At 73.7% G+C, this 19,844-nt stretch carries 19 protein-coding genes and 3 pseudogenes; 17 read left to right on the top strand and 5 right to left on the bottom strand.

What is annotated here, in order from left to right:
- A pseudogene (locus tag ACH4VX_RS32780) lies at positions 1–176 on the top strand (2-oxoacid:ferredoxin oxidoreductase subunit beta); the annotation flags it as partial.
- A gap of 3 nt (positions 177–179) precedes the next feature.
- Entirely contained in the window at positions 180–788 is a 609-nt protein-coding gene (locus ACH4VX_RS32775) for a FadR/GntR family transcriptional regulator (protein ID WP_398372623.1), read from the top strand.
- Positions 789–821: 33 nt separating this feature from the next.
- Here the strand turns inward: ACH4VX_RS32775 and ACH4VX_RS32770 are convergent, their stop codons facing one another.
- Together ACH4VX_RS32770 and ACH4VX_RS32765 are read right to left on the bottom strand one after the other, a co-directional pair.
- Positions 822–1,103, bottom strand: a complete 282-nt coding sequence (locus ACH4VX_RS32770; protein ID WP_398372622.1) for a type II toxin-antitoxin system RelE/ParE family toxin — start codon at positions 1,101–1,103, stop codon at positions 822–824.
- Between the two features lie 5 nt (positions 1,104–1,108).
- Positions 1,109–1,390, bottom strand: a complete 282-nt coding sequence (locus tag ACH4VX_RS32765) for a type II toxin-antitoxin system Phd/YefM family antitoxin (protein WP_398372620.1) — start codon at positions 1,388–1,390, stop codon at positions 1,109–1,111.
- A gap of 214 nt (positions 1,391–1,604) precedes the next feature.
- On the opposite strand from ACH4VX_RS32765, the pseudogene ACH4VX_RS32760 reads away from it, so the two are divergent.
- Positions 1,605–1,794, top strand: a pseudogene (locus ACH4VX_RS32760) (ABC transporter permease subunit); the annotation flags it as partial.
- Positions 1,795–1,932: 138 nt separating this feature from the next.
- Here the strand turns inward: ACH4VX_RS32760 and ACH4VX_RS32755 are convergent.
- Positions 1,933–2,478: a GNAT family N-acetyltransferase gene (locus ACH4VX_RS32755; protein ID WP_398372618.1), complete on the bottom strand. Its 546-nt coding sequence runs from the start codon at positions 2,476–2,478 to the stop codon at positions 1,933–1,935.
- Positions 2,479–2,605: 127 nt separating this feature from the next.
- On the opposite strand from ACH4VX_RS32755, the gene ACH4VX_RS32750 reads away from it, so the two are divergent.
- The 11 genes from ACH4VX_RS32750 (at position 2,606) to ACH4VX_RS32700 (ending at position 14,463) form a co-directional block, all read left to right on the top strand.
- Positions 2,606–3,862 (top strand): ATP-grasp domain-containing protein, encoded by a 1,257-nt coding sequence (locus tag ACH4VX_RS32750; RefSeq protein WP_398372617.1) that lies wholly within the window; start codon positions 2,606–2,608, stop codon positions 3,860–3,862.
- The gene (locus ACH4VX_RS32745) at positions 3,859–4,707 is read left to right on the top strand and encodes a Rossmann-like domain-containing protein (protein WP_398372615.1); all 849 of its coding nucleotides are present in this window, start codon (positions 3,859–3,861) and stop codon (positions 4,705–4,707) included. The genes ACH4VX_RS32750 and ACH4VX_RS32745 overlap by 4 nt, the downstream gene beginning before the upstream one ends.
- Positions 4,704–5,783: a PLP-dependent cysteine synthase family protein gene (locus ACH4VX_RS32740; RefSeq protein WP_398372613.1), complete on the top strand. Its 1,080-nt coding sequence runs from the start codon at positions 4,704–4,706 to the stop codon at positions 5,781–5,783. The genes ACH4VX_RS32745 and ACH4VX_RS32740 overlap by 4 nt, the downstream gene beginning before the upstream one ends.
- Positions 5,780–6,841 (top strand): mandelate racemase/muconate lactonizing enzyme family protein, encoded by a 1,062-nt coding sequence (locus ACH4VX_RS32735; protein ID WP_398372611.1) that lies wholly within the window; start codon positions 5,780–5,782, stop codon positions 6,839–6,841. The genes ACH4VX_RS32740 and ACH4VX_RS32735 overlap by 4 nt, the downstream gene beginning before the upstream one ends.
- Positions 6,825–8,117, top strand: a complete 1,293-nt coding sequence (locus ACH4VX_RS32730; RefSeq protein WP_398372610.1) for an MFS transporter — start codon at positions 6,825–6,827, stop codon at positions 8,115–8,117. Before ACH4VX_RS32735 ends, ACH4VX_RS32730 begins: the two co-directional genes overlap by 17 nt.
- Entirely contained in the window at positions 8,114–8,920 is an 807-nt protein-coding gene (locus ACH4VX_RS32725) for a class I SAM-dependent methyltransferase (protein WP_398372608.1), read from the top strand. Before ACH4VX_RS32730 ends, ACH4VX_RS32725 begins: the two co-directional genes overlap by 4 nt.
- A gap of 10 nt (positions 8,921–8,930) precedes the next feature.
- Positions 8,931–10,514 carry an ABC transporter substrate-binding protein gene (locus ACH4VX_RS32720; protein WP_398372606.1) on the top strand — a complete coding sequence of 528 codons (1,584 nt, stop codon included), beginning with the start codon at positions 8,931–8,933 and terminating at the stop codon, positions 10,512–10,514.
- Positions 10,511–11,464: an ABC transporter permease gene (locus ACH4VX_RS32715; RefSeq protein WP_398372604.1), complete on the top strand. Its 954-nt coding sequence runs from the start codon at positions 10,511–10,513 to the stop codon at positions 11,462–11,464. Before ACH4VX_RS32720 ends, ACH4VX_RS32715 begins: the two co-directional genes overlap by 4 nt.
- On the top strand, positions 11,461–12,291 hold the full coding sequence (locus ACH4VX_RS32710; protein ID WP_398372602.1) for an ABC transporter permease: 831 nt from the start codon (positions 11,461–11,463) through the stop codon (positions 12,289–12,291). The genes ACH4VX_RS32715 and ACH4VX_RS32710 overlap by 4 nt, the downstream gene beginning before the upstream one ends.
- A gap of 167 nt (positions 12,292–12,458) precedes the next feature.
- On the top strand, positions 12,459–13,976 hold the full coding sequence (locus tag ACH4VX_RS32705) for an ABC transporter ATP-binding protein (protein ID WP_398372630.1): 1,518 nt from the start codon (positions 12,459–12,461) through the stop codon (positions 13,974–13,976).
- Positions 13,977–14,133: 157 nt separating this feature from the next.
- A complete protein-coding gene (locus tag ACH4VX_RS32700) occupies positions 14,134–14,463 on the top strand; it encodes a hypothetical protein (protein ID WP_398372600.1) in 330 nt (109 codons plus the stop codon).
- A gap of 116 nt (positions 14,464–14,579) precedes the next feature.
- Here ACH4VX_RS32700 and ACH4VX_RS32695 read toward each other — a convergent pair.
- Both ACH4VX_RS32695 and ACH4VX_RS32690 read right to left on the bottom strand, forming a co-directional pair.
- Positions 14,580–14,828 (bottom strand): annotated as a pseudogene (locus ACH4VX_RS32695) (SDR family NAD(P)-dependent oxidoreductase); the annotation flags it as partial.
- A gap of 228 nt (positions 14,829–15,056) precedes the next feature.
- On the bottom strand, positions 15,057–17,786 hold the full coding sequence (locus tag ACH4VX_RS32690) for an AAA family ATPase (protein ID WP_398372599.1): 2,730 nt from the start codon (positions 17,784–17,786) through the stop codon (positions 15,057–15,059).
- 123 nt (positions 17,787–17,909) lie between these two features.
- Between ACH4VX_RS32690 and ACH4VX_RS32685 the strand changes: the two genes are divergently transcribed.
- From ACH4VX_RS32685 to ACH4VX_RS32675, 3 genes are read left to right on the top strand one after another with little or no spacing between them, the layout of a single operon-like run.
- Positions 17,910–18,296, top strand: coding sequence for a nuclear transport factor 2 family protein (locus ACH4VX_RS32685; RefSeq protein ID WP_398372597.1), 387 nt, complete (start codon positions 17,910–17,912; stop codon positions 18,294–18,296).
- Between the two features lie 11 nt (positions 18,297–18,307).
- The gene (locus ACH4VX_RS32680) at positions 18,308–18,955 is read left to right on the top strand and encodes a CatB-related O-acetyltransferase (protein WP_398372595.1); all 648 of its coding nucleotides are present in this window, start codon (positions 18,308–18,310) and stop codon (positions 18,953–18,955) included.
- Positions 18,952–19,842: a virginiamycin B lyase gene (locus ACH4VX_RS32675; protein ID WP_398372593.1), complete on the top strand. Its 891-nt coding sequence runs from the start codon at positions 18,952–18,954 to the stop codon at positions 19,840–19,842. The genes ACH4VX_RS32680 and ACH4VX_RS32675 overlap by 4 nt, the downstream gene beginning before the upstream one ends.
- Positions 19,843–19,844: the final 2 nt, after the last annotated feature.

Raw genomic sequence — 19,844 nt, 5'->3', positions numbered from 1 at the left:
CCGACACCCTGCACAACACCCCCATCGGCGTCCTGCGCTCCGTCGACCGGCCCGTCTACGACACCCTCATGACCGACCAGCTCGACACCGCCGTCCAACAGCACGGCAAGGGCGACCTCGCCGCACTCCTCACCGGCGGCGACACCTGGACCGTCGCCGGCGCGAAGGACCGGTAGGCGATGCTGCGTCCGGTGCCCCGCCCCGTCGGACTGTTCGACCAGGTGGTCGCCCGGCTGCGTCAGCAGATCACCTCGGGGACATGGCCGGTGGGCTCCCGCATCCCGACCGAACCGGAACTGGTCCGCCAGCTCGGGGTGGCCCGCAACACCGTCCGGGAGGCAGTGCGGGCGCTCGCCCACAACGGCCTCCTGGACATCCGCCACGGTTCGGGCACCTATGTGGTGGCGACCAGCGAACTGGAGGGGGTGATGCGGCGCCGTTTCACCGTCGTCGGACAGGGTGATCTCATCGACGTACGCGACGCCCTGGAGGTGGCCGCGGCGAGGCTGGCCGCCCTGCGCCGTACGGAGGAGGACCTGCGGCGCCTGGACGAACTACTGGGCGCCGACGCCGCCTTCCACCGGGCGCTGGTGGCCGCCTCCCACAACGAGGCACTGATCACGCTGCACACGGACCTGACCCAACTGCTGCCGCCCGACCACGCCACCTGCGCTCCGGCCACGTCCGGCGACCACGCCCGCCTGCTCACCGCCCTCCACGCGGCGGCCCCGCACACGGCCGCCACCGAGGCGGCGTCCCACGCCTCGGCCTGCCACCTCGGCAGTTGATCCAGCCGGTACGGCCGGATCCGGCATCGCGCGTCAGGGAACCTGCCGATAGACATCGCGGCGATTGCCGACAGCAAGCACCCACACGATCAATCGACCGCCCTCGACGGTGTAGACGACGCGGTAATCGCCGACTCTCAGCCGCCACCGGGCGCTGTGGCTCTGCAGCGCCTTGATGTCGAACGCCGCGGTGTCGCCCAAATCCAGTGCCTTCTGCAACTCAGTGAGGCGGTACAGGATCCGCAGGGCATCCGGGCGCGGGATCTTGAGCATGCTCCGCTGTGCGTGCGGCGTGAAGCGCGTGACGTACCCCATGGAGGTCAGCCCTGATCGGCGCGGAGAAGGGCGGCCATCTCTTCGAGCGAGACCGAGCCTTCCGTGCCTTCGGACTCGGCCTCGTCGGCCAGCCGGTTGAGCCATGCCTCTTCGGCATCCTCGGCGATCCGTCGCAGGCGCTGGTATTCCTGGATGTCGATCACGACGGCTTCCTGCTTGCCGCGCCGGGTGATGATCGTCGGGGTCTCCTCCCGGCTGGCGCGGTCGATGACATCGGCGAGGTGGCTGCGGACATCGGCCATGGACTCGACTACCGGTTCGCTCATGTCACAAATGTAGCAGATGTACATATCCGCCGCCCCTGGCGGCAACCGACGAACTCAAGGTCCGGCCCGCCACGGGGCGCCGTCCGACGCCTCAGGCGGCGCCGACGGCACCTGTGAGCCGTGGCGGCACCGGCCTCCGTCCCGGAGCCGGTGCCGGTCAGGACCTCAGAAGTCGGCGGAGCCGCCGCGGACGACACAGGACCGGCTGTTCTCGTCGGTCTACATTTTCCTGCAGTTCATCAGGGGGCATTCCCACGTCGCCGGACGAGGCGGCCCGGTTCGACGGCGCCAACGCCTTCACCATCCACCGGAAGACCATCTTCCCGTTGCCGAAGCCGGCGATCGCGACCGTGGTCATCATCAAGGGCATCACCACGTACAACGACCTCCACATCCCGTTCCTCCGGCAGGGAGCGACGAAGTGGCGGCGCCTCCGGGCGGACTCCCGCATCGCGCGCAACACGGCCGTGGCAGTCCGCTCTTCGTCGCGGGGGACATCGGACCGGTCGTCAACCGCTCTGCCCCACCTCGGTGTCCGTCCGTCAGAACGGGATCTCGAAGTGGACCGTGGCCACCCCCGGGCCGTGTTCGCCGGTGGTGCGGGCGTCGAAGATCTCCTTGGCCGTGCCGCGCCAGAAGGCTTCCGCGCCCTCGACGTCCACGTTGGTGTGCAGGTAGATGCACTCGTAGCCGGGCGTGTTCGCGACGAAGTCGCAGGCCGCGTGGACCAGTGTGCGCGCGAGGCCACGGCGTCGGTGCTCCGGGCGTACGTAGACGCGGACCAGTTGGGCGGTGGTGCCGGACGGGTAGCGTTCCGCCAGCCAGCGGGGGTGGGGCGGGTGGGCCGGGCCCCGGGAATGGACGGCGGTGGTGGCGACCACCTCGCCGTCGTGGACGGCCACCAGCAGGACGTGCCGGGGGTCGTCCAGGTACGTGCCCTTGAGGTCCGTGACGTCCCGGTGCCAGCGGGGCACGTAGCCGTACCCGAACTCCTTGTAGAACGTGTCGAGCATGACGGCACGGGCACCGTCGGTGTCCGCGGGCGTCGCGGGACGCACGGTGTAACCGGCGGGTGCGGTCCGACTCATCGGGAGGTCCTTCCGTATCGGGGTCCTCACAGTACCTGACAATGAAAATGATTACCGATATCGTGTCGACCCGTCGCGGCCCTGACGTCAGGGCCGTGCCGTACGCGACGACACGAAAAGGGGAGCCGTGGCTCATCTGCTGGTGGTCGAGAGCTGGGTCGGATCGATGAGCAGGCTGCTGCCACGGGCGATCCGGGAGAACGGACACGAGTTCACGTTCCTCACCCGCGACCTGCACCACTACCTGCGCTCGGCGCCCGAGGGCGTGGCGCACCCGCTGCTCGGGGCGCGCAACGTGATCACCGCGGACACCAACGACACCGAGTCCCTGCTGCCCCGAGTGGAGCGGCTGCACGCCGCGTTCGGCTTCGACGCGGTGGTCACCTCCTGCGACTACTACCTGCCGGTGGTGGCGCGGACGGCCGCCCGGCTCGGGTTGCCCGGACCGGCTCCCGAGGCCGTCGAGAACGCCTGCCGCAAGGACGCCACCCGCCGGGTCCTGGCCGACGCCGGGGTGCCCGGCCCGCGGTTCGCGGTGCACGAGGAGTGGGCCGAACTCTCCCGGGCGGCACGGGAGATCGGCTACCCGCTGGTGGTCAAGCCCGTCGACCTGTGCGCCGGCATGTACGTACGGCGGGTCGACGACGAGGAGCAGCTCGCCGCCGCCGTCAAGGCGCTGGCCGACTTCCCGGTCAACGCGCGCGGGCAGCGGCGGGCACCCGTCGTGCTGCTCGAGGAACTCCTGGACGGCCCGGAGGTGAGCGTCGAGACGGTGTCGCACGCGGGCGCGGTCCACGTCATCGGGGTGACCGACAAGAGCGTCGGCGGGGCACCCGCCTTCGTCGAGACCGGTCACATGTTCCCCGCCGCCCTTCCGTCCGCTGACGCCGAGGCGGCCGAGCGGACCGCGCTCGACGCGCTCGAGGCGCTCGGGCTGACGGACGGTGTGGTGGCGCACACCGAGATCAAGCTGACCTCCGCCGGACCGCGCGTGGTCGAGGTCAACCCGCGGCCCGCCGGGAACCGCATCACCGAGCTGATACGGCATGTCACCGGCATCGACCTCGCCGCGGCCTACGTGGACGTCTGTCTGGGCCGCGCCCCCGACCTGCGGCGCACGGACACCGGACTGCGCAGCGCCGCCATCGGCTTCCTCGTGCCGGGGACGGCGGGCACGCTCGAAGCCCTGGACGCCGGTCCCGTACGCATCGCGCCGGACGTCCTCGAGGTGCAGCTCGCCGAGCCGGGACGGCAGGTGAAGGCTGCGGGCAGCAACAACGAGTACCTGGGGCACGTGATGGCGGGTGACCCGGCCGGCACCGGCGCCCGCGTCCGGGTCGAGTCCCTGCTCGCCGAGGTGCGGTCCGGGATGGTGATCCGGTGAGCCCCGCCGCCCCGGCGCCCGCCCGCGCGGCGACGTACGGCGAACTCCTCACCCTCGTCCGCGGCGGTGGAATCGGCCCGGATCCGGCCGGACTGCGGATCTCGGTGGCGTTCACGACCCGGCAGGCCGTACGGCACGAAGGGCGCGGCACCGGTTACCGCAACGAGGTGCTCAGCCTGCGCCTTGCCGAGGCCGTCGGCAGTTGCGCGGTCGAGCCCGGCGCGCTGCCCGACAGCGCGGTGGAGGACTGCGTCGGCGCGGACGTGGCCCGGCTGCTGGAACATCCGCTGCGGCCGGTGCGGATCGCCGCGCTCGACGCGTACCTGATGCACGTCGCCCCGCACACCCCGGCCAACGGGGCGGAGCCCGTCACCCTGCCCGCCGGGACGTCGCTGGAGAGGTCCCGGGCCCGGGCGCGAGCCGTGGCCGGACTGCTCGATCTGCCGCCCGGGACGACGGTGCTCGTGGTCGGCGTGGTCAACTCCCTCTTGGAGGCCCTGCGTTCACGGGGCCTGAACTATGTGCCGTGTGATCTCAAGGGCGGGGTCACCGAGTGGGACGAGCCGGTCGTCACCGACGCCCTCGCCGCGGCCGGACGGTGCGACGCGCTGCTCGTGTCCGGGATGACGCTGGGCAACGGGACCTTCGAGCCGCTGCGGGAGCACGCGCTGCGGGAGGACAAGCGGCTGGTGATGTTCGCCCAGACCGGCAGCGCCGTGCTCCCCCGCTTCCTGGGGCACGGGGTGAGCGCGGTGTGCGCGGAGCCGTACCCCTTCTTCTGGCTGGACGGCGGTCCTGGCACCGTCCACCGCTACCGCGCCCACCGTCCGGGAGGTGCCCGGTGACCACCGCCGCCGTACGGCCCACCGCCCGCCCGGAACTGCTCACCCTGCTCGGCCGCACCCCCGTCGTCCGCATCACCGCCGGCCTGCCCGGACCGCACCCCGGCTTCTGGGCCAAGCTCGAAGGGCTCGCCGCGGGCGGGATGAAGGCACGGGCCGCCGTGTCGATGCTGATGGGCGCCCGGGAGCGCGGTGAACTGCGGCCCGGCGCACCGGTGGTGGAGTCCACCTCCGGCACCCTCGGCATCGGGCTCGCCTTCGCCGGACAGGCCCTCGGCCATCCCGTCGTGCTGGTCGGCGACAGTGAACTGGAGCCGTCCATGCGGCAGTTGCTGCGCTCGTACGGGGTGCGGCTGGAGATCGTGGACCGGCCCGCGCCCCAGGGCGGCTGGCAGGCCGCACGCCTCGCCCGGCTGCGCGAACTGCTCGCCGTGCTGCCCGGCGCCTACTGGCCCGACCAGTACAACAACCCCGACAACACGGCCGGTTATGCTTCGCTGGCCGCCGAACTCGCCGCCCAGCTAGACCACTTGGACGTCCTGGTGTGCAGTGTGGGCACCGGTGGGCACAGTGCCGGCGTCATCGGTCCGCTGCGCCGGCACTGGCCCGCACTGCGGCTGATCGGCGTCGACTCCACCGGCTCCACCATCTTCGGCCAGCCCGCCCGGCCCCGGCTGATGCGCGGCCTCGGCAGCAGCATCCATCCACGCAACGTCGCCTACGACGCCTTCGACGAGGTGCACTGGGTCGGCCCCGCCGAGGCCGTGGACGGCTGCCGCCGGCTGGCCCGGGGCAGCTTCGTCAGCGGCGGCTGGAGCACCGGCGCGGTCGCCCGCGTCGCCGCCTGGGCGGCCCGCGTCCACCCCGGCGCGGTCGTCGCCACCGTCTTCCCCGACGGGCCGCACCGCTACCTCGGCACCGTCTACGACGACGACTTCACCACCGCCCACGGCGTCGACCCGGCCGCGGCGGCCGACCGCCCCGTGCAGATCACGCATCCGTACGCGGCCGAGGCCACCGGCTGGACGCGGTGCACCCGCGTCACCGACCCGCTCGCACGTCCGGAGGGGAACCAGTGAGGACCGTCCTGCGCACCGTGCGCCTCGAACTCACCGAGCCGCTGCGGATATCCCGCTCGACGATGTCCGCCCGTGACGCCGTGTGGCTGAGTGTCGGGCACGAGGGCGTGACCGGTCACGGCGAGGCCGTCAGCAGCGTCTACTACCGGCTCGACGCCGAGGGTCTCGTACGCCACTTCACCGCCGTGGGCGCCGACCTGGCCCGTTTCCCCGACCCCGAGACGGCCCTGGAGGCCCTGCGCGTACGCGGGTCGGCCGCCGCCGACGCTCCCCCGGCGGTGACCGCCGCCGTCGAGGCGGCCCTGCTGGACCTCGTCGGCAAGCGCGCGGACAGGCCCGTCCACCGGCTGCTGGGCGCCGCGCGGACCCCCGTCGCGGCCACCGCCCGCACCATCGGCATCACGTCCCCCGCACACGCGGCGGCGCAGGCCCGCTCCCTCGCGGCGAGCGGCTTCGAGGTGCTCAAGGTCAAGGCGGGAGCGGCCGATCCCGAGGAGGACGTCGAGCGCGTACGGGCCGTCCGGGACGCCGCGCCCCGCGCACGGCTGCTCCTCGATCCCAACGGCGCCTGGACCACGGGGCAGGCGCGGGCGTTGCTGCCCCGGTTCGCCGAACTGGGCGTCGAGGCCGTCGAACAGCCCCTCGCCCCCGGTGACCCGGAGGCCCTGGCGGCACTGGCCGAGCGTTCACCGCTGCCGGTCGTCGCCGACGAGGACGCCGTGGACCTGGAGGACGTGCGCCGCCTGGCCGGGCGCGTCCACGGCGTCAACGTCAAGCTCGCCAAGTGCGGCGGGGTGCACGCGGCCCTGCGCATCGCGGAGCTGATCGACGGCAGCGGCACGCAGCTGATGCTGGGCTGCCTGGCCGCCAGCACGCTGGGACTCGCGCCCGCCGTGCACCTCGCCGACCGGGCCCGCTGGGCCGACCTGGACGGGCATCTGCTGCTCGCCCACGACCCGTGGACCGGCATCGGCGGCGAGGACGGCCGGGTACGGGCGAGCGGCCTGCCCGGACTGGGCGTCGAGCCGCGGGAGGGGCGCCGTGAAGACCTGGCATGAGATACGCCGCTTCCCGCCCGCCGTCCGGCTCCTGCTCGTCAACCAGCTCGGCGTCAACACCGGCTTCTACCTCCTCATCCCCTACCTCGCCACCCACCTCACCGAGAACCTGGGCATGTCGGCCGCCGTCGTCGGCGTCGTCCTCGGGGTCAGGAACCTCAGCCAGCAGGGTCTGTTCGTCATCGGCGGCTCCGCCTCCGACCGGCTCGGCGCACGGGGCGTCATCATCGCCGGCTGCGCCCTGCGCACCGTGGGCTTCGCACTGTTCGCGCTCGGCGACCACCTGGCCGTCCTGCTCGCCGCGTCCGTCCTCAGCGGGTTCGCGGGGGCGCTGTTCAACCCCGCCGTCCGCGCCTACCTCGCGCAGGAGGCCGAGGAACGCAGGGCCGAGGCGTTCGCCCTGTTCAACGTGTTCGCCACCACCGGCGCGCTGATCGGGCCGCTGCTGGGCAGCGCGCTGCTGCTCGTGGACTTCCGTGCGTCGGCCCTGACCGCCGCCGGGATCTTCGCGGTCCTGACGGTCGCGCAGGCCCTGGTGCTGCCCGCCCGGCGGGTCGAGCCGAGCGGGGGCGGTGTGCTCGCCGACTGGCGGGAAGTGCTCGGCAACCGCGCCTTCCTGGCCTTCGCGCTGGCCATGGCCGGCCTGTTCACCCTGGAGAGCCAGCTGTACCTGCTGCTGCCCGACGGTGCCCGGCGGGCCACCGGCTGGGACGGCGCCGCCGGTCTCGTCCTCCTCGTCGGCGCCCTCGCCCACCTCATGTTCCAGCTGCGCCTGACCCGCGCGCTCAAGCGGCGCGGCGACCAGGGCCGTTGGGTCGCGGCGGGGCTGGGCCTCATGGCGCTGGCCTTCCTGCCGCCCGCCCTGGTCACCACGGCGTCCGGCGGTCCGGACGGTGCGGCCGACGCGGCGCTGCGGGTGCTGCCCGTGCTGGCGGGTGCCCTGCTGCTGCACCTCGGGGTGATGGTCGCCCAGCCGTTCGTGATGGACATGGTCCCCGCCTTCGGCCGCCCCGGACTGACCGGCACCCACTTCGGGATCTTCTACGTCGTCTCGGGTGTCGCAGCCGCGGTCGGCAACGCCCTCGTGGGCTGGGCCATGGACACCGGACGGCACGGCGCCGCCGCGTGGCTGCCGTGGGCGTGCTGCGCGCTGGCCGGGCTCGCCTCCGCGCTCGGCGTCGTCCGGCTGCACCGGCTGGGGTCGCTGCCCGCGCCGCCGGCGCCCGCCGCACCCGCACCCGCGCCCGCGCCCGCCCGAGGAAGGACCCCGGCATGACGGACAACCTGCTCACCGACAACCCCGCGCTGTACGAGGCCCGTTTCCCCGACCCCGGCCGGCTGGCCGGACGCTGGACGGAGGACTGCCTGCGGCGGCACGGCGCCGGACGGCGGGTACTGGACCTGGGCTGCGGCACCGGCCGCGACGCCGCGTGGTTGCACCACGCGGGGCGCGAGGTGACCGGCGCGGACCTCTCCGAGGCGATGCTCGCCCACGCCCGCGACCACCATCCCGGACCCGGGTACGTCCGTGCCGACCTGCACGGATTCGACCTGGGGCACGGGGTGTCCGACGCCGTGGTGTGCCTGGACAGCGCCCTGCTGTACTGCCACACCAACGACCAGCTCGACGGTTTCCTGTCCTCCTGCCGTCGCGCCCTGGTGCCGGGCGGCCTGCTCGTCGCGGAGATGCGCAACGGCGCGTACTTCCTCGGCCGCACCGACCTGCTCGACACGCCCAGGGCCGACGAGTTCACCTGGCGGGGCACCGTCCACCGGTCCGTCACCTCCCTCACGGTGGACCGTACGGACCAACTCCTGCGCCGCAGCCGCGTATGGACCGCCGACGACGGGTCTGCACCCGTCGAGCAGCGGTCCGCGTGGCGGCTGCTGTTCCCGCAGGAGCTGCGCCACCTGCTGGCCGCGCACGGTTTCGAGGTCCTGGAACTCCACGACGGACCGGGGCCGCGCACCGACCCGCCCTGGCGGGAGGGCCTGCTCCCCGGCCGTACCACCGACACCGACCGGCTGCACGTGGTGGCCCGTCTCACCAAGCCGCCCACTGGCACGACTACCTCCTGAGGAATCCTCCATGCACGACGATTCGACCCGCCGTCTCCCCTTCCCGGCCCTGCGCCGCCGCGGCTTCCTCGCCGCGACCGGTCTCGGCGCGCTCACCCTGGCCGGATGCGGCGGCGGCTCCGGTTCCGACGACGACGGGGGCAAGGGCGACGGCTCGCCGAAGAAGGGCGGGCGGCTGCGCGCCGCGTTCGCCGGAGGTGGCGCGAGCGAGACCCTCGACCCGCACCTCGCCAACCTGTTCGCCGACGTCGCCCGCGCCAAGGCCCTGTTCGACAAGCTCGCCGACTACGGCGCCGACCTTTCCGCCGTGCCCCGCCTCGCGGAGAAGTGGGAGTCGAACAAGACGCTGGACCGCTGGCAGGTCACCCTGCGCGAGGCCACCTTCCACGACGGCAGGCCCGTCACCGCGAAGGACGTCCTCTACAGCTACCGCCGTATCGCCGACCCGAAGCAGGCGTTCCGCGCCAAGGCGTCCCTGGAGCCCATCGACCTCGACGCCAGCCGCGCCACCGGCGAACGCGCGATCGAGTTCGTGCTCAAGCGGCCCACGGCCGAATTCCCCAACGTCCTGGCCGCGTTCGGCGCGTACATCGTGCCCGAGAACGCCACCGGGTTCGACAAGAAGCCGGTCGGCTCCGGCCCGTTCCGCTTCGTGTCGTTCACGCCCGGCCGCTCGGCGGTCCTCCGCCGCTACGACGCCTACTGGGAGGGCGCCCCGCACCTCGACGAGATCGAGTTCGTCGTGGCGAACGAGGAGTCGGCCCGGGTCAACGCGCTGCTCGGCGGGCAGGTCGAGTACGCCCACGAGCTCAACCCGGCCACCGCCCGCGCCCACGAGGACCAGGGGCAGATCGAGATCGTACGGCTGCGGGGCAGCGCCATGCAGGCGTTCTGCATGAAGACCGACCGGCCGCCCTTCGACGACGAGCGGGTGCGCCAGGCGTTCTTCCTCATCGCCGACCGCCAGGAACTCGTCGACGGCGCGTTGTCCGGCGCGGGCGAGGTCGGCAACGACCTGTTCGGCAAGGGCTACCAGTACTACGCCGACGGTCTGCCCCAGCGCGAGCAGGACCTCGACAGGGCTCGTGCCCTGCTGAAGCAGGCCGGCGCCGAGGACCTGAAGGTGACCCTGGACACTTCCGCCGTCGCCGCCGGGTTCACCGAGGCCGCCAGCATCTTCCGCGACCAGGCGAAGAAGGCCGGGGTCACCGTCGAGGTGCGGATGGGCAGCAAGGACTCCTACTGGAGCGACATCCTCGACAACGGCTCCCTGTGCTGCTACCGCTCCGGAGCCATGCCCATCGAGGCGCACATCTCCCAGCGGCTGCTCACCGACTCCACCACCAACGCCACCAAGTGGCGGCACAAGGACTTCGACGCGCTGTACCAGCAGGCCCAGTCCACCCGCGACACGACCGGACGCGCCGCCGTCTACGAGCGCATGCAGCGCCGCCTGTACGGCGAAGGCGGCTTCCTCATCTGGGGATTCGCCGACTGGATCATCGGCACCGCCCGAACCGTGAAGGGCGTCGAGACGGAGGCGCCCGCCAACACCCTCGACTGGGCCCGCTTCGACAAGGTGTGGCTGGTGTGAGCGGACTGCGCTCCTTCGTCGCCCGGCGGCTGCTCCTCGGCGCCGCGCAGACCGTGGCCGTGGTGCTGCTGGTCTTCGCGCTCACCGAGGCGCTGCCGGGCGACGCCGCGGTCGCCCTCGCCGGGGACCAGCCCGACCCGGCACGCATCGCGGCCATCCGGGAGGCCATGCGGCTGGACCGGCCGGCGTGGGAGCGGCTGGCCGACTGGGCGACGGGACTGCTCCACGGCGACCTCGGCACCTCCCTGGTCTCCGGCCGTCCGGTGAGCCAGTACCTCGCCGACGGCTTCGGCCCCACCCTGCTGCTGGCCTCGCTGACCGTGGTGCTGCTGGTGCCGGCCGGGTTCGGGCTCGGGGTGCTGGCCGCCCGGCACGCGGGCCGGCCGGCCGACCGGCTGATCAGCTCCGTGACGCTCGCCGTGTACGCCGTCCCCGAGTTCGCCCTCGGTGTGCTGCTGGTGACCGTGTTCGCCCTGCGTCTCGGCTGGCTCCCGCCGACCGCCGTCGGCTACGGCACCGACCTGCTCGCCCACCCGGCCGCACTGGTCCTGCCCGTGCTGGTCCTGCTGTCGCGGCCGGTGTGCTCGCTGGTGCGGCTGGTGCGCGCGGGCATGATCGACGCGCTCGCCTCCCCGTACGTGGCGCAGGCCCGCCGCTACGGCGTGTCCGGCGCCCGGGTCCGGTACACCCACGCGCTGCCCAACGCGCTGGCGCCCGCCGCACAGCAGCTCGCCCGCACCGTCGACTGGCTGCTGTGCGGTGTCATCGTCGTGGAGGCCCTGTACGTGATCCCCGGACTCGGCACCGTTCTGCTGGGCGCCGTCGCCGAACGCGACGTGCCCGTCGTCCAGGGGCTTGCGGTGGTGTTCGGTGTCCTGACCGTCGTACTGAACCTGGGCGCCGACCTGGTCGCCCACCGGCTCGCGCCGCGGGCGGGGGTGGCCGCGTGAGGACGTCGCGTACGGGCCGCTTCGCACTCGGCCTCACGATCGTCGCCGTACCGCTCGTACTCGCCCTGCTCGGCCCGGTGTTCGCGGGCGAACCGGGTCCGCGGGCCGCGTCGTTCACGCTGGGCGACGCCCACTGGCTCGGCACCGACTTCGTGGGCCGGGACGTCTGGCGGCAGGTGCTGCACGGCGGGCGGCCGGTGGTGCTGACCGCGCTCGCCGCGACCGCCCTCGCCTACCTGGTCGCCCTCCCGGTCGGCCTGGTCTGCGCGCTCACCCGGTACCGGTGGCTGGAGGAGCTGCTGATGCGGCCCCTGGACGTACTGCTCGCCGTCCCGTCGCTGCTGCTGATCCTGCTGGCCGCCACGGTGTTCTCGCCGGGCGCCGTCGGCCTCGCCCTGCTGGTCGCCCTGGCCAACGTGCCCGACGCGGCCCGGCTGGTGCGCGCCGCCGCCGCGGAGGCCGCCGCCCGGCCCGCGGTCGAGGCGCTGCGCATGCAGGGCGAGACGTGGTGGCGGACGGCCGTCGGCTATGTCGGCCGCTCCATGCTGCGCACCCTGGCCGCCGACGCCGGCACCCGGCTGACCGGTGTGCTCTACCTGGTCGCCACGGCCGCGTTCCTCGGCGTCGGGGTGGCGCCCGACGCCGCCGACTGGGCGGTCATGGTCGACCGCAACCGCACCGGCCTGTTCGTCCAGCCGTGGGCCGTGGTCGTCCCCGCCGTGCTGATCGTCGCGCTGACGACGGGGACGAACCTCCTCTTCGACGCCGCGCTGGACAGGGGCGCGCGCCGGGGCCCGCGCCGGACAGAGAAGGAAGCACGCCCGTGAAGCACGAGAAGGACACCGGCGGGGTTGCCGGCGGGGACACCGGCGGGGTTGCCGGCGGGGTTGCCGGCGGGGACACCGGCGGGGTTGCCGGCGGGGACACCGGCGGGGTTGCCGGCGGGGACACCGGCGGGGTTGCCGGCGGGGATGCCGTCGCCGAGCTCCGCGACCTGCGCGTCGTCGTCGACGGCCGGGCGATCGTCGACGGGGTGAGCCTGCGGGTCCTGCCCGGCCGGGTCACGGCGCTGATCGGCGCGTCCGGCAGCGGCAAGACCACCACCGGCCTCGCCCTGCTCGGCGAGTACCCGGCGGGCGCCCGGGTCACCGGCGACGTACGGGTGGAGGCCGACGGCCTGGTCGGCTACGTCCCCCAGCATCCGGCGGCGGCCCTCAACCCCGCCCGCCGGGTCTCCGCGCTGCTGACCGACATCGCCCGCGCCCAGGTGCGCCGGCTGCCGGTGCGGCAACGCCGGGCGGCGGTCCGCGAACGTGTTCTGCATGCCCTGGCGGAGGCCCAGCTCCCGGACGCGGAAGCCCTGTTGCGGCGCTACCCGCACCAGCTCTCCGGCGGCCAGCAGCAACGCGTCGTCCTCGCCCAGGCACTGCTGCTCGGCGCGCGCGTCGTCGTCGCCGACGAACCCACCACGGGTCAGGACGCCCTGACCAAGAGCCGCATCGTCGAGCAGCTCACGGCAGTCGCGGCCCGCGGCATCGCGGTGGTGCTGCTCAGCCACGACCTGGACGTGGTGCGCGCACTCGCCGACGAGGTGGTGGTCCTGCGGGCGGGCAAGGCCGTCGAGTCGGGTCCGGCCCAGCGGGTCCTGCTCTCACCCCGGCACGAATGGACCCGCGAACTGCTCGACGAACGTACGGAGTCGCCGGAGGCGGACGGCCCGACCGCCGGGCAGCCCGTCCTGCGGGTGCGCGGTCTGACCGCCCGCCACCGCGACGGTGCCCGCGGCACGGCCGTCGTCCTGCGCGCCCCCGAACTCGACCTGTACCCGGGCCGGTCGCTCGCCGTCGTCGGCCGGTCCGGCAGCGGCAAGACCACCCTGGCCCGCTGCGTCGCCGGCCTCCACCGGGACCACGACGGCGAGATCCTCCTGGACGGCACGCCGCTGCCGCGAAGCCTGCGCGACCGCAGCCGGGCACAGCTCGCGGCCGTGCAGTACGTCTTCCAGGACGCGCACGCCGCCTTCGACGAACACCGCCCCGTCGTACGGCAGGTCGCCCGCACCGCGGTCCGCCTGCGCGGCACCGACGAGGACACGGCGACCCGGGAGGCGCTGACCACCCTGGCCGGCCTCGGGCTCCCGGAGGAGCTGGCCCACCGGCGCCCCGGCCGGCTCTCCGGCGGCGAACTCCAGCGCGCCGCCCTCGCCCGCGCCCTGCTCGCCCGCCCCCGTGTCCTCGTCTGCGACGAGATCACCTCCGGCCTCGACACGCTCACCCGCCGGGGCATCCTCGACGTGCTCACCGCGCTGGTCCGGGGCCGCGGCGACCTGTCCCTGGTCCTGATCACCCACGACCTGGACACGGCCGCCCTGGCACACCGCGTCGCCGTCCTGGACGCCGGCGAACTCGTCGAACAGGGCCCGGCCCGGCAGGTCCTGACCGCGCCGGGCCACCCGTTCACCGTCTCCCTCATGGAGACGACGGCCCGGCCGGCGGCGGGAACGGTCACGTGACGCACGTGTCTGCCGCGTTCCCGGGGCCGCCTGTCGGGACGACCTCCGAGTCAGCACCGCCACCATCCGGAATATCAAGTTCTCGCTTCCGCAACCCACTCCGGCATCCGGACGTCCAACACCATGAAAGACGGATACCGATCACCCGGGAGAGCACGTGGCGAAGAAGGACCGGACGACGGACGCGGTGAGGGAGAAGGACCGCGAAAAGTGGATGGCCCGTTTCCAGGTGCGGCTGGCCACGCAGCCGGGCGTGGACCGGGCAGTCGTGCTCCAGGCGGTCAAGGAGGTCACTGCACACTGCTCGGATACGAAGGAGCACCCGCGGACCGCGTTCGGCGACCCCGACGCCTACGCCGTACAAACCGCCGCGCGGCTGGTGCCGGCGGGCCGGGCGTCGCGCGCGAGGCGGCACAACGCCGTGGTGGACGCACTTTCCTCCGTGCGTAAGGCGGTCGACGACTTCAGCGGCCCTGTGACCGGTTGAAGCGAGCGATCGTCTCCGTCACGGCGCGGCCGCACGCCCGGTCTCGCGGGACCTCGGGCGGCGGGGTCAGACGGCCTGTTGCGTGGGAAGAACGGTGATCTCCGTCAGGTTCACGTGACGGGGGGGGCGGCGCCCAGGACGGCGGCACGGTCGGTGACATCGACCCTGAGGGGCAGGGCCTTCCCCCCGTCGGCCGAGATGCGTTCCGCGAGCGCGTCGAGCCGGTCCTTGCGGCGTGCGAGGAGGGCCACGTCGGCACCCGGACGGGCGAGTCGTGCCGCAGTGGCCTCGCCGATGCCGCTGGAGGCCCCGGTGACCACCGCGACGCGGCCGGCCAGCGGACTGCCGGTGAGAACAGCGGACATGGGATTCGCCTCTCCGTGGAGTCGGACGGAACGTGCCGGAACGGGTGTTCAGATACTTCCCGATGAAACTTCCCCCACCGGCAGTCACCGCCGCCCCCGATCCCGGAGGTACGCGTTCGGCCGTCCGGGCCGCAGGCGCCGGGAGACCACCCCGGCAGGTCCGCTGCCCCGGCGCGGTACGGGCGTGGTCCGGCCGGGCCCGAGGCCGGCCCGGGCCACGAAGTGGCGTCATGGTGCGGCATCGGTGAGTGCGAGGGCGGCGAGTTCGGTCCGTGCGGTGACGCCGAGTTTGGGGAACGCCTTGTAGAGGTGGTATCCGACGGTGCGTGGGCTGAGGAACAGCTGTGCGGCGATGTCCCGGTTGGACAGGCCGCGTGCGGCCAGCCGGATGATCTTCCGTTCCTGCGAGGTGAGCACGGACAGTGCTCCTGTTCCGTCCGCGACCCCGGACCCGGGTACGACTTCGCCGGTCGCGTCGAGCTCGGTACGGGCCCGCTCCGCCCAGGGCGTGGCGCCGAGTCTGCGGAAGGTCTCGAAGGCGTCGCGGAGTTGGGTCCTGGCCTCGGACTTGCGGCGCGTGCGGCGCAGCCACTCGCCGTAGAGGAGGGCGGTTCGCGCGCGTTCGAACTGCCGGTCGTCGGGGTGCAGCCGCAAGGCGGCCCGGTACAGCTCCGCGGCGTCCGCCTCCGGCGCGAGCAGCGCGCGGCAGCGCTGGACGTGCGCGTCGATCCACGGCTGCGCGGCGTCGTGTGCCCAGTCCGTGAGCCGGGCGAGCGGCTCACGGGCGGCGTCCGGCCGGCCGAGCCGCACCGCCGCCTCGATCAGGTCGGGAATGCTGCGCAGGCCGGGAAGCTGATGGCTCACCGGTCCGCTGTGCAGGGCGGCCAGGCGGGTGCGGGCGGACTCCCACCGGGCGTGGCCGAGGTCGAGCAGGGCCAGCGCCCAGTGTGCCCAGGACATGCCGGGCGGGACCGCGCCGGGCTCCGGCGCGGCGAGCGCGTCGTCGGCGAAGGCGTGGCAGCGCCGCTCGTCGCCCCCCACCGCGGCCAGGTAGGCCAGCACACCGCTGATCTCGGCGGTCCACTGCCGGTGTCCGAGCTCCTGGGCGATGTGCAGCGCTTCGGTCGCCTCGTCCCAGGCGTCGGTGTGACGGCCGAGGAAGGCCGACGACCGGGCGACACACGCCAGCACGGGCGGCGTCCGGCCGATCCGTCCACGGTCGCGGCACTCGGCGAGGAGCTCGCCGGCCACCCGGTGTGCCTCGGTGTCCTGGCCGGCGGCCTGAAGACTGGTGGCTCCGACCAGGATCGTGTCGTGCGGGCCGCCGAATCCGGTCCGTTCGGCGGCTGCGACGCGTCGTGCGAGGGCTTCGGGGTCCCGGTCCCCCTGGCCGATCGCGGACCGCACCGCCCAGGTCAGCAGGCGGGCCACGTGGGTGAGCGGGTCGTCGGGCGGCAGCGGCAGGGCGTCCAGCCGGTCCGCGGTGTCCGCGATCTCGTCCTCCCCGAGATACCAGGCGGCGTGCACCGCGTCGAGCATCATGTGGGCGGCCGGTGCCGGGTCGCCGGCCCGGGTCAGCTCGGCCGCCTCGGTCAGCAGCCGGCGGGCCGTGCGGAGCAGGCCGTGGTGGAACGCCGCGGCGGCGCGGACCCGGATGGCGCGAACGGTCAGGTCCGGGTCGTCGGTGCTCGCGGCGCCGCGCCGGGCGAGCTCCACCATGCGGTCGATGTCACCTTCCTCGGCGATCGCCTCCGCGGCCAGCACGAGGCGGCGGGCCCGGTCCGTGCCGGACTCCGTGAGCTGCGCGGCCCGTTCGTAGGCCGCCGCCGCGGCGGCGTGTCCGCTTCGCTCGGTGGCCCGTCGGGCGGTGCTCTCCAGTTCCGCGGCCACCTGCTCGTCGGGGCCGGTGGCCACCACGGCGTGGTGCCAGGCGCGCCGGTCGGCGTCTTCCGGCCGGTGGAGGGCTTCGGCGAGGGCCGTGTGCACCACGAGGCGGAGGCTGACCGGCGCCGCCTGGTAGACGGCCGACCGTACGAGGGGGTGGCGGAAGCGCACGGTGTGGTTGTCCACCCGGAGCAGCCCCTCCGTCTCCGCGGGCACCAGGTCCGTGGGGCGGCAGCCGAGCGGGGCGGCCGCGCGCAGGACGACGTCGCGGTCACCGGTGTCCTCGGCGGCCGCGACGAGCAACAGGTGCCTGCTCGGCTCGGGCAGCCGCCGTACCCGGTCGAGGAACGCCGCCTGGACCGTGTCGGTCATGGGCAGGGCCTGGCCGGCGGCGACCGGCCGGCCGGCGACGAGAGCGAGGGGCAGTTCGAGGAGGGCGAGCGGGTTGCCCTGTGCTTCGGCCAGTACCCGGTACCGGTTGGCGGGGGACAGCGTGGCGGCGTGCTCGGCCAGGAGGCCGGCGGCGGCGGGCGCGTCGAGCCCCGTCAGCGGCATGTGGGCGAGTCCGGGGGCGTCGAAGCCGGTCCGGGCGGCGGTGATCAGCGCGATGCCCTCGGCGTCGAGCCGCCGCGCGGCGAACAGCAGGGCCTCGGCCGACGCCCGGTCCAGCCACTGCGCGTCGTCGACGAGGCACAGGACGGGCCCGCCGGCGGCGAATTCGGCGAGGAGGGAGAGGACGGCGAGGCCGACGAGCATGCGGTCGCCCGGTTCGGCCGGGGCGAGGCCGAAGGCCCCGCGCAGGGCACGCGCCTGCGGTGCGGGGAGGGCGTCGGTCCGGTCGAGGGCGGGTCGCAGCAGCAGGTGCAGGCCGGCGAACGGCAGGTGTGCCTCGGACTCGATGGCGGTGCCGCGCATGACCCGCAGCCCGTCGGCCGCCGACTCCGCGTACTCCAGCAGCGCGGTCTTGCCCATGCCCGGCTCCCCGGTGATGAGCAGGCAACCGCTGCGACCGGTCCGGCAGTCCGCCAGCAACCGGTCGATGACTGATATCTCGTCACTCCGTCCGTGCAACACGTGGTGAGGGTACTTAAGCCGACCGGAGATCCCGGACCGGACTGCCGGGGCGTGACGGATTCCGCTCCCGGTCCCCGGCCGTAGCGTGGTGGAACAGAGCACGGCGGCGGAGGGAGATCGACCATGTCCGGCTTCGACGAGCTGGTCAGGCGGTACCTGGCGAGCTGGAACGAGCGCGACCCGGCCAGACGCCGGGCGCTCGTCGACGAGCTCTGGACCGACGACGCCGGCTACGTCGATCCGATCGTGGCGGCCGAGGGCCGCGACGCCATCGAGGACGTGGTGGCCACGGCCCAGCGGCAGTTCCCCGGCCTGGTGTACCGGCCGGCCGGGAAGGTCGACGGCCACCACGAGGTGGCACGCCTCGCCTGGGAACTGGCGCCGGCCGGCGGCCCCGCGGTGATCGTCGGGCTTGCCGTCATGGTCACCGAGCAGGGCCGCCTGCGCCGCGTATACGGCTTCCTCGACCCCGTCCCCGCAGCCATACCTTCACCAGGAGCTGGAAGTTGACACCTGATCCGATGACCCTCCACCCGCTGCCGGCCCATGACCGGGTGGTGTTCCTCAAACCACTGATCGACTCACCGAAGATCGTCGTGGGCGAGTACACCTACTACGACGACCCGGACGGCGCCACCGGCTTCGAGCAGCACAACGTGCTCTACGCCTACGGCCCGGAACGGCTGATCATCGGCAGGTACTGCGCCATCGCCACGGGCACCCGGTTCCTGATGGCGGGCGCCGACCATCCGACGATGGGCGTGTCCACCTTCCCGTTCACCATGTTCGGCGGCGAGTGGGCCGAGCGGACCCTCGACATCGTCACCGGCATGCCCAGCCGGGGCGACACCGTGGTCGGCAACGACGTCTGGTTCGGCCACCGGTCCACCGTCATGCCCGGCGTCCGCATCGGCGACGGCGCGATCATCGCCGCCGGCGCGGTCGTCACCGCGGACGTACCGCCGTACACGATCGTCGGCGGCAACCCGGCCCGCCCGATCCGGCAGCGGTTCGACGACGCCGACGTCGACCGGCTCCTGCGGGCCGCCTGGTGGGACTGGCCGGCCGAAGTGGTCACCGAACACGCCCGCACCATCATGGCCGGCACCCCGGCCGACATCGCCCGTATCGCCCGCATCGCCGCCGACCACGGACCGGAGACCGCATGACAGACGTGTCGATCGAGGAACACCCCGTGGGCGGCGGCGGACCGTACGCCATCACCACCGGCCCGGACGGCGCGCTGTGGTACACGCTGGTCCACAGCGGCCGGATCGGCCGGCTCGTGCCCGGCGCCGGACCGGAGGACCACCGGCTCGACCCGGACTGCGGGCCGACGGTCATCACCACCGGGCCGGACGGCGCCCTGTGGTTCACCGAGTACCGGGCACACCGCATCGGCCGGATCACCACCGACGGCACCGTCACGGAGTTCCCGCTGCCCACCGCCGAATGCGGGCCGTTCGGCATCGTGGCGGGGCCCGACGGGGCGCTGTGGTTCACCGAGACCGCCGCCGACCGCATCGGCCGCATCACCACCGGCGGTGAGGTCACCGAGTTCCCGCTCCCGGTCACCGGCGCGTTCCCGTCCGCGATCACCGCGGGACCGGACGGCGGGATGTGGTTCACCATGAACCAGGCCGACGCGATCGGCCGGATCGGCGCCGACGGCACGGTCACCGTCCACCCGCTGCCCACCGCGGCCGCCGCACCGGTCGGCATCACCCTCGGCCCCGACGGCGCCCTCTGGTACGTCGCGATCGCCGCCGGCCACATCGGCCGCGTCACCGTCGAGGGCGAGATCAGGGAGTTCCCGCTGTCCGACCGCGCCGGCCGGCCGCACGCCATCACTCCGGGCGCCGACGGCGCCCTGTGGTTCACGGAGTGGGGCGGCAACCGCGTCGGCTCCGTCACCACCGAGGGCGTGATCGAGGTGCACGACCTGCCCACGTCCGGCTCGGAGCCGCACGGCATCACCCTCGGCCCCGACGGTGCCCTGTGGACGGCACTGGAGACCGGCGCCCTCGCCCGTATCACCCCGAACCCGCTGCCCTGACC

The sequence above is a fragment of the Streptomyces sp. NPDC020731 genome (genome assembly GCF_044334705.1).
In the GTDB taxonomy this organism is placed as follows: domain Bacteria; phylum Actinomycetota; class Actinomycetes; order Streptomycetales; family Streptomycetaceae; genus Streptomyces.
Note: the sequence above shows the minus strand (reverse complement) of the source record. Positions and strands in the feature narration are given on the sequence as shown.

Bases quoted from the DNA above. Each gene is read 5' to 3' on its own strand.
- ACH4VX_RS32770 (WP_398372622.1), bottom strand. From the start codon at position 1,103: ATGGGGTACGTCACGCGCTTCACGCCGCACGCACAGCGGAGCATGCTC.
- ACH4VX_RS32755 (WP_398372618.1), bottom strand. From the start codon at position 2,478: ATGAGTCGGACCGCACCCGCCGGTTACACCGTGCGTCCCGCGACGCCC.
- ACH4VX_RS32775 (WP_398372623.1), top strand. From the start codon at position 180: ATGCTGCGTCCGGTGCCCCGCCCCGTCGGACTGTTCGACCAGGTGGTC.
- ACH4VX_RS32725 (WP_398372608.1), top strand. From the start codon at position 8,114: ATGACGGACAACCTGCTCACCGACAACCCCGCGCTGTACGAGGCCCGT.
- ACH4VX_RS32685 (WP_398372597.1), top strand. From the start codon at position 17,910: ATGTCCGGCTTCGACGAGCTGGTCAGGCGGTACCTGGCGAGCTGGAAC.
- ACH4VX_RS32675 (WP_398372593.1), top strand. From the start codon at position 18,952: ATGACAGACGTGTCGATCGAGGAACACCCCGTGGGCGGCGGCGGACCG.
- ACH4VX_RS32680 (WP_398372595.1), top strand. From the start codon at position 18,308: ATGACCCTCCACCCGCTGCCGGCCCATGACCGGGTGGTGTTCCTCAAA.
- ACH4VX_RS32720 (WP_398372606.1), top strand. From the start codon at position 8,931: ATGCACGACGATTCGACCCGCCGTCTCCCCTTCCCGGCCCTGCGCCGC.
- ACH4VX_RS32765 (WP_398372620.1), bottom strand. From the start codon at position 1,390: ATGAGCGAACCGGTAGTCGAGTCCATGGCCGATGTCCGCAGCCACCTC.